The sequence below is a fragment of the Leptothrix ochracea L12 genome (genome assembly GCF_000262525.1).
Genome location: NZ_JH660691.1, coordinates 1 through 8465 on the forward strand (window position 1 = coordinate 1; position 8465 = coordinate 8465).

General features: G+C 59.5%; 6 protein-coding genes and 1 pseudogene. 5 read left to right on the top strand and 2 right to left on the bottom strand.

Features of this window, described 5'->3' with window-relative positions; all coding sequences use genetic code 11:
* The 3 genes from LEPOCDRAFT_RS02885 to LEPOCDRAFT_RS02110 all read left to right on the top strand — a co-directional run.
* A partial coding sequence (locus LEPOCDRAFT_RS02885) for a JDVT-CTERM domain-containing protein (protein ID WP_043909864.1) occupies positions 1 to 860 on the top strand: 860 nt, incomplete at its 5' end.
* Between the two features lie 8 nt (positions 861 to 868).
* Complete coding sequence (locus LEPOCDRAFT_RS02105) at positions 869 to 1795, top strand: c-type cytochrome (RefSeq protein WP_245526377.1); 927 nt, start codon at positions 869 to 871, stop codon at positions 1793 to 1795.
* 122 nt (positions 1796 to 1917) lie between these two features.
* Positions 1918 to 2880 carry a c-type cytochrome gene (locus tag LEPOCDRAFT_RS02110; RefSeq protein ID WP_009453567.1) on the top strand — a complete coding sequence of 321 codons (963 nt, stop codon included), beginning with the start codon at positions 1918 to 1920 and terminating at the stop codon, positions 2878 to 2880.
* A 370-nt stretch (positions 2881 to 3250) separates the two neighbouring features.
* Here the strand turns inward: LEPOCDRAFT_RS02110 and LEPOCDRAFT_RS02115 are convergent, their stop codons facing one another.
* A complete protein-coding gene (locus LEPOCDRAFT_RS02115; RefSeq protein ID WP_009453568.1) occupies positions 3251 to 4054 on the bottom strand; it encodes a c-type cytochrome in 804 nt (267 codons plus the stop codon).
* A 315-nt stretch (positions 4055 to 4369) separates the two neighbouring features.
* Here LEPOCDRAFT_RS02115 and LEPOCDRAFT_RS02120 point away from each other — a divergent pair, with 315 nt between their 5' ends.
* Positions 4370 to 5764 carry a roadblock/LC7 domain-containing protein gene (locus tag LEPOCDRAFT_RS02120; RefSeq protein WP_009453569.1) on the top strand — a complete coding sequence of 465 codons (1395 nt, stop codon included), beginning with the start codon at positions 4370 to 4372 and terminating at the stop codon, positions 5762 to 5764.
* Between the two features lie 16 nt (positions 5765 to 5780).
* Positions 5781 to 6880: pseudogene (gene nadA / locus LEPOCDRAFT_RS02125) on the top strand (quinolinate synthase NadA).
* 20 nt (positions 6881 to 6900) lie between these two features.
* Here nadA and nadB read toward each other — a convergent pair.
* On the bottom strand, positions 6901 to 8463 hold the full coding sequence (gene nadB / locus LEPOCDRAFT_RS02130) for an L-aspartate oxidase (RefSeq protein ID WP_009453571.1): 1563 nt from the start codon (positions 8461 to 8463) through the stop codon (positions 6901 to 6903).
* Positions 8464 to 8465: the final 2 nt, after the last annotated feature.

Genomic DNA, 8465 nt, shown 5'->3' on the forward strand with positions numbered 1-8465 from the left:
TAGACACTTCGGGCGTCTTTCGCAGGCGTCAAACCGATTTTTCTAGGCTGCTCAACATGTTGCACTTCACACTCGTCACATCCATTCGCCATCTTCTAACTGCAAGCGTGGCTGCTTTGGGCTTGTCACTGGGTGCGGGTGTGGCTCAGGCTCAGGTGGTGAGCAACGGTGCCACGCTCTATGCAAATAACTGCGCTATGTGCCATGGTGCATCCCCCGCGACTGGCGCGACGCGCATTCAATTGGGAGTGAGTGCTGTTGTTCTTCAAAACGCCATCGCATCTTTCCCTGTGATGCGTGGATCGAATCTTCTTGCGTTGACGTCAACCGATTTGGGGGATGTGGCCGCTTTCATCGCAGCGGATATTGCCGGTGGCGGTACGACCACGCCGGTAGCGCCGACGACGCCCACCACGGCTGTGGATCGGGGTCAAGCGCTCTATGCCATGTGCGTGGCTTGCCACGGCGCAACCCCCGCGACGGGTTATCAGGGCATTCGTAAAGCTACCAGTAGCACCAAGATTCTGAGTGCCATTGCTCAGGTGCGCATGATGCGTACTTTGAGTTTGAATGCTGCTCAAGCCTCAGATCTCGCGGCTTATGTGGTTGCCAGCGTCTCAGGCACCGTGACGAGTACCCCAGCTGCTGGCACCACGGGTACGACTGGCACGACGGGGACCAATCTGGGAACTTCATCGACACAATCCACCACGGCTGGAGCCGCTGCGACGCAGTATCCCGCTTTGACCGTGGCTGGTGGTTGCACTCTTGGCCACGCCGATCAAGCCGCTGATCCGCTGTGGTTGCTGTTATTGGCTGGAGCCGGCTTGGTGCTTGGGATCCGTCGTCGGGCTGTTTGAAGATGCGTATGTCTGGTCATGTATTTCGCGCTGCTGTTGCAGCGTTGGGTCTGCTTGCTGGCGGTCTAGCTACTGCTCAAACAACGACCGTGGCTGGGAATGCGGCTGTCGGACAGGGATTGTTCGATGCCAACTGCAAGGTCTGCCACGGCAACACCAACCCGGCTGCTGGCACATTCGTTGTCCAAAAGGCCACCACGGCGACGGCTCTGCAAGCTGCGATCACCACGAATAGCCCGACCATGAAGCTAACGCCTTCTTTGGCAGGGCTTTCTTCGGTGCAGTTGGCCGATATCGCGGCGTATGTGGCCTCAGATGTGAGTGCCCATGTCACGGGCGACGTTGCCAAGGGTCAGGCGGTGTACGCCAGCAGTTGTGCAGCGTGCCATGGCCCTGTACCGGCCAACGGCAATGCACGGGTGAGCTTGGGCATGAGTGCGGCGGTGATCCAGAACGCGATCACCAAGTTTCCGGCGGCGATGGGCCCCTCGGTCTCTTATGGCCCGCTGCGTTTTACGTGGACCCCAGCCCAGCTTGATGACGTGGCTGCATTCATCGCTGCTGATGTGGCGGCGGGAACGCCTTCGACGCCGATCGATCGTGGGCAGGTGCTCTACACCACGATGTGTTCGAGTTGTCACGGTGGGGCGGCTCGTGGGGGCGAGCGCATGGTCAAGGCCACGCATCCGGATAAGACCTTGCACGCCATTGCCAGCGATAAAGGAGGCATGGGTTCTTTGTCTTTTGTGACGAATGAACAAGCCACCGATATCGCGCTCTACATTGGTGCTGCGGGCCCCACGGGTGGCTTGAAGGGTTGGCTCGGTGGCGGATGCACCCTTGGGTCAGCCGATGAACCGGCGGATCCGCTGTGGCTCTTGATGCTGATGACGGCGATGGGCGTTCTGGGACTGAGACGCTCGGTCAAAGTGTGATTTGTTTGTGATGTGCTTAGGGCGCACGCCGCCGCTAAGGGAAGGATCAGGAAGGTGACGGGGTTGACGCGGACACTTCACTCCGTTGTCTTTTACATGCTCCTCACCAGAGTTTTCTTCCCATGTCGTACCTTGCCCGTCTTACCGCACCGCGTCGCATCTTTTGTGCTGTTGCTGCTGCCCTGAGCTTGTTGGGGTGTGTAGCGGGCTATGCGCAGACCACGACTGGGGGTAATGCCCTCACAGGGCAAGGACTGTTTGATGCCAATTGCAAGGCATGCCACGGCAATACCAACCCTGCTGTGGGTATCTTGAATGTGCAAAAAGCCACCACGGCCACGGCGCTGCAAGCCGCGATCACGACGAATAGCCCGACCATGAAGCTGATGCCTTCTCTGGCGGGTTTGTCTTCGGTGCAGTTGGCGGATATTGCTGCGTACGTGGCGGCCGATGTGGCTGCGAGTGCGACGGGTAATGTTGCTAATGGGCGGGCTTTGTATGCTGGCACTTGCGCAGCCTGTCATGGACCTGCACCTGCAAGTGGTAATGCCCGAGTCAATTTGGGGGTCAGTGCCGCGGTGATTCAGAACGCCATGGTCAAGTTCCCTGTGGCGATGAGCCCAACGGCAGGGTATGACCTTCGGTTTAACCTCTCGGCAACGCAGTTGGATGACGTGGCCGCCTTCATTGCTGCTGACGTCACTGCAGGCACGGCGTCAACGTCCGTCGATCGTGGTTCTGTGCTCTATACCGCCATGTGTTCGCGCTGCCACGGTGGTGCTGCGAACGGTGGAGAGCATGTTGCTAAAGCCACGAACTCCGGCAGTACCTTGAGCGCCATTGCTCGCAACAAGGGCCACATGGGTTCCTTGGCCTTTGTCACGAACGAACAAGCTTCCGATATCGCGGCTTACATTGCGGCGGCCGGTCCTTCAGGGGGGGTGGCTGGCTTGATGGGAGGGTGCACCTTGGGTCGATCGAATCAACCGATGGATCCGTTGTGGTTGCTGTTGCTGATCGGTGCCGGGGTGGTTTTGCGCATGCGTCGGGTGGCCGACACACATAAGACGTCACGTACCGCCTGAGGGCATGCATCAGCGTGCATGACACGGGGTACTTCCGGGGGTGGGGACATCGCTAAGATGTCGCCCGCCCGTCTCGTTTGAAAGCTCTGACCATGTCTCGAACACATCATCGATCCTTTGGCCCAGCGATCCTGCATCGTGTCCTGGTGGCATCGGCCCTAGGTGTGCTGAGTCTGGGTCACCACGGTGCATGGGCTCAGAGTGCAGACAATGGAGCCGTTCTCTACGCAGCGAGCTGTAGCTCGGCCTTTTGCCATGGTCGCAGGTTCGACGCGAATATCAAGGTCACGTTAGGGGTGGATGCCAGCTCGATTTGTTGCCTGAGCATTCCCTTATCTGCGATGTGTGAGTGGCCCATCCATGCAATGGTTCACGCCTTCGCCGTCCGGCGGGTACGCAAAATCCAGCCAGCGCCCACAAGCATCCAAAGCCACAAAGGATCGGCACTTTGGTCAGAACGAGCCACCGTGCAGCCCCCAGACGCCATCATGGCTTGCTGATTGCCAAAACCATGCGCACTTTCACGACTGCTATAGCCACCGCCACCATCGCCACCACCATCGCCACCACTTTCCCCGCCGCCATACCCACCGCCGGAGGTACCACCCCCCCGTTGGCTACTGATGTAAGTAGCGAGATCCGCTGCTTGAGTGGTACTCAAACCGAGGCCACGCATAGCACCCACCCGGGCAATCGCATTCAGGATGGCGGAGGCGCTGGTCGCTTTGCCAATGCCACGACCTCCGCTGGCAGCTGTACCGTGACAGCCCGAGCACATGCCGTACAACGCTTGGCCATTTGACAAACCACTTGATGGCGCAGGAGCAACGCCTGTCGTTGTGCCCGTGGACGAGATGCCGCCACCCGACACGTTGGCAGCGATGAATGCGGCCAAATCAGCCGCTTGCGTCGCATTCAAAGTGATTCCGCGCATCGCCCCCACATTGAGCGTGGCGTTTTGAATCACCGCCGCACTGGTACCAAGCTGAATCTTGGCAGCACCCGTTGCCGGACTCGCTCCATGACAGCCCGCACACCCGGCGTAGAGCGCCTGCCCACTCGTCACACTTTGCGCCGATGCAGCACCACCCCAACCCGCCAAAATCGCTAACGCCAAAGCCGCAGAATGCGCTGAACAACGGCGCTGCCAAAAAGACGTGATCAATGTATGCATGGGTCAGAGGAGTGGAGTGGCGTCGAACTGAAGCCACGCCGATTGTTCCGTCTAACCATGAAGAATTGCTGATCAGCGGATCGCCAAATGCAGCCTTCTCGCTACCATGCATGTTCATGATCTTTTTGCTGCACATACGTGGCTTCATAACAACAAATAACCCCACGTTCTCGCTTAAATGATGTCCCGATGTAACCCCATGAATCACCATAGACTTTTACATTCGCCCTAAACCATGGGATCGACTGAATACCTAGCTACCTTGCATCAAGCTTTTGACCAGCACGATGTTTTTTTGAGTGGGAATGACCTGAGATGCTGCTGAAAACCCTGCTCGCAGAGCTGACCCCGCACAACCGGGAATTGCATCGCCCCCAGCTGGGTGAGACGGGGGGCTTCGCCCCATCGGCACCACCGCCAGGTGGCCTCAGCAATGGCGCCGGATACGACCCCAAGTCTTCGCTTGCCTCAGGCAGCGGCTTTGCATCCACCGCGATTCTTGAAGAAGCGGTTCGGGCTGTCCATGAAGCACCCGGAGGTGCCCAGCCCCAGCAGGTCTATGACCTGTTCGTCAATGGTTCACCGGCTCAGACCCTGCGCATGCATTTGGCTCAAACCCACACTGAGCAAGCCCAAACCACCACCCGGCAGCGCATGATCACGCTGTTTGACCCGGCACGGGTCTGGGCAGGTGCCGTGGTGAGAACGCTGTCGGATGCCACAGGGCAACCGGTGGACCGGATGCATGTGCGCGATCAAGGTACCTTTAAATCCTTGGCCACCATTGAACGCACCAGCTTGCCACGCAACAGCGATGAAACGCTACGCATCTATCACGCTGACGTCCCCGGACGCAGCAGTGACATCGCCAGCATTCCGCTCACACTGATGGAGCGCTCTGATTTGGGGGCTGTGGTGGTGGATCACCAGATGCACCCTTCTTCGGTCGATGAGATGCTGCGCATGCTGCAAACCGTCACCGCCAGCGCTGACTGGCGCTGCCCGCACCTGCTTTTTTTGCTGCCCACCGGTGCGCACTGGATCGTCACCAAGATTGAACGCACCGTCTGGCCGCGCCATATCCAAGTTCAAACAGTCAGCGAGTCGATCAGCAGCGCCAGCGGCGTTTGGAACAAACTGCTCGGCCACTGGCAGCATGTTTGCCTTGCAGCGGCAGCGGGTACCGCTGGCAACGCAACACACGCCAGCCCCCCATTGGTCCACGCCCCCATGGCGGCGATGGCCGCCCAGCAGCAGGCAGCACCCCACCTCACGCCACGCAACACCCTGTCTGGCCCGCTCACCCTGATCACGCCAGAAACCACCCCCGCCTCGCTGCCCGAACTGTTGCGCACGGAGTGCTTATTGCAAGATCTGATGCAGGTGGATGGCCTGATTTATGTCGCCATTGCGGATGTTCGACGTGGACATGTTTTTGCCGGCAGTGGCTATGGCCCAGACATTGACCGTGCCGCGCAAGCGGGCAGCGACATCTTGCGTTCTCATCGCGAATCGCTGCGTTCTCTGGGTCACTGGAAACCCAACGAGCCGGTGGAAGAAATTCTCGTCACCGCCGGCACGCGTTATCACATCCTGCGGGTGCTACCTGCCCACCCCGAATACTTCCTGCTGGCCGTGCTCGATAAGCTCCGAAGCAATCTGGCGATCACGCGTTTCCGGGTCATGGAAACCATCCAAGCTCTGGGCTAGCTAGTACGATGGCGGGATGAGCCACATCGCCGCCTTCGACTACGACCGCCCCTCTGCTTCGGGCGCCACCTGCACCGCCCATGCTTGGGCCAAGGTGCCTGCTCCCTCACCCAAACTGAACGCCTTGCCCTCAAAGACCGAGCGCGCCAGCTGCTGCAAGAACGCCAAGCGGTCTTGGTCGCCCATTACTACGTGGATGGCGATTTACAGGATCTGGCGCTCGAAACCGGCGGTTGCGTCTCCGATTCTTTAGAAATGGCCCGCTTTGGCCGTGATCACCACGCTCAAACCTTGGTGGTGGCCGGGGTGCGCTTTATGGGCGAGAGCGCCAAAATCTTGTCGCCGCACAAAACGGTGCTGATGCCCGATCTGGACGCCACTTGCTCACTGGACCTCGGCTGCCCCACCGACGATTTCAGCGCTTTTTGCGATGCCCACCCGGATCGCACCGTGGTGGTCTACGCCAACACCAGTGCGGCCGTGAAAGCCCGGGCTGATTGGATGGTGACCAGTTCATGCGCCTTGGCCATCGTGAGCCATTTGCATGCCCAAGGTCAAAAAATTCTCTGGGCCCCAGACCGGCACCTCGGGCGCTATATCCAAGAACAAACCGGCGCCGACATGCTGATGTGGAACGGTGCGTGCATCGTCCACGATGAATTCAAGGGCGGCGAGCTAGAACTGCTGCGCCAAGAGCACCCGCTGGCCAAGGTGTTGGTGCACCCCGAGTCACCGGCTGCGGTGGTCGCGCAGGCCGATGTGGTCGGCTCGACAGCGGCGCTGCTCAAGGCCGTGATGGAGCTCGATGCGCCTGAGTTCATCGTTGCCACCGACAACGGCATGTTTCACCGCATGCGCCAAGCTGCACCCAACAAAGTTTTGCTCGAAGCACCCACGGCGGGCAACAGCGCCACCTGCAAAAGCTGCGCCCATTGCCCGTGGATGGCGATGAACGGACTGCAAGGCTTGGTGGATTGCCTTGAACGCGGCACCGGGGCGGTTGAAATCGACCCTGCCCTTGGGCGCACCGCTTTGCGCTGTATCGACCGGATGCTCGGCTTCACCGCTGCGACAGCCAAGCCTGTCGGCCTTGTCAGCGGTATCGGGGCCGCTTAAGTCCGCCTAGACCAAGAAGCTCAAGAGCCCTTGCCGATCGGCCAGACCCGCAGGGTTTCCGCATCACCCAACCGCGCGCTACGGGCTTCACGCATCAAAACCGTGGGGAAACTCACAGGCAGGGTATCCGGGAAATCGCGGCTGAAATGCAGGCCGCGACTTTCGTGGCGCATCAGGGCCGAACGCACGATCAGCTCGGCGCATTCGAGCAAGTTGCGTAACTCCAACAAATCGCGATTGACGCGGAAGTTGGCGTAGTACTCATCAATCTCGCCGCGCAACAAGTGAATGCGGTGCAAGGCACGCTCCAAGCGCCGGGTGGTGCGCACAATGCCGACGTAGTTCCACATCACCAAGCGCAACTCGTCCCAGTTGTGCGAGATAACCACCTGCTCATCACCGTCATCCACCTGACTTTCATCCCAAACCGGCAACATCGGTCGATCACATGCCGACCGTTCCAAGATGTGTTTAGCGCAGGTTTGACCCAGAACCACGCACTCTAGGAGTGAATTGCTGGCCAAACGATTGGCACCATGCAGCCCCGTGTAGGTGGTTTCACCCACAGCGTAGAGCCCGGGCAAATCCGTACGACCATGCAAATCGGTCACCACCCCACCGCAGGTGTAGTGCGCCGCCGGCACTACCGGGATGGGGCGTTTGGCAATGTCGATGCCTAACGCCAAGCAACGCGCATGAATGGTTGGAAAATGCGACTTGAGAAAGTCTTCGCCAAGATGGGTCGCATCAAGCCAAACGTGATCGATGCCGTGCTTCTTCATCTCAAAGTCAATCGCCCGGGCAGTGATATCGCGCGGCGCCAACTCGGCACGCGGATCATGCGCGGTCATGAACCGCGTGCCGTCGGGCAAACGCAGATAAGCGCCCTCACCGCGCAAGGCCTCGGTGATCAAAAAGCTGCGGTCTTGTGGGTGGTAAAGGCAGGTGGGATGGAACTGAATGAACTCCATGTTGCCCACACGGCAGCCAGCGCGCCAAGCCATCGCGATACCGTCACCGGTCGCAGTATCCGGATTGCTGGTGTAGCGATACACCTTACCCACCCCACCGCTAGCCAACACCACTGCGCTAGCCGGCAGAGTTTCAACCCGCCCGTTGCGGATATCGAGAGCGTAGACTCCGTAGCAATGAGCGCGCTCTTGACGTCGCACATGCCTTGAAGTGATCAAATCCACAGCCATCCAAGGATGGCGTACCTCGATGTTGGGATGGCGCGCCACCTCAGCCAGCAAGGCCTGATGAATCGCTCGGCCGGTAGCGTCAGCTGCGTGAGCGATACGCCGCACGGTGTGACCACCTTCCCGCGTCAGATGCAATCCCAAAGGCCCCGCCGGATCGGGTGAGAACGGCACACCCCGCTCCACCAACCAAGCCACGGCTTCAGCGCTGCGCTCAGCGATGAAACGAGCGGTATGTTCATCCACCAGTCCAGCACCCGCATCTTGGGTATCACGGACATGGCTATCCACGCTGTCGTCATCACCATCAAAGACGCCAACAATGCCTCCTTGAGCCCACGCTGTCGCGGCTTCATCCAAATTGCGCTTGGCCAAAACAATCACCC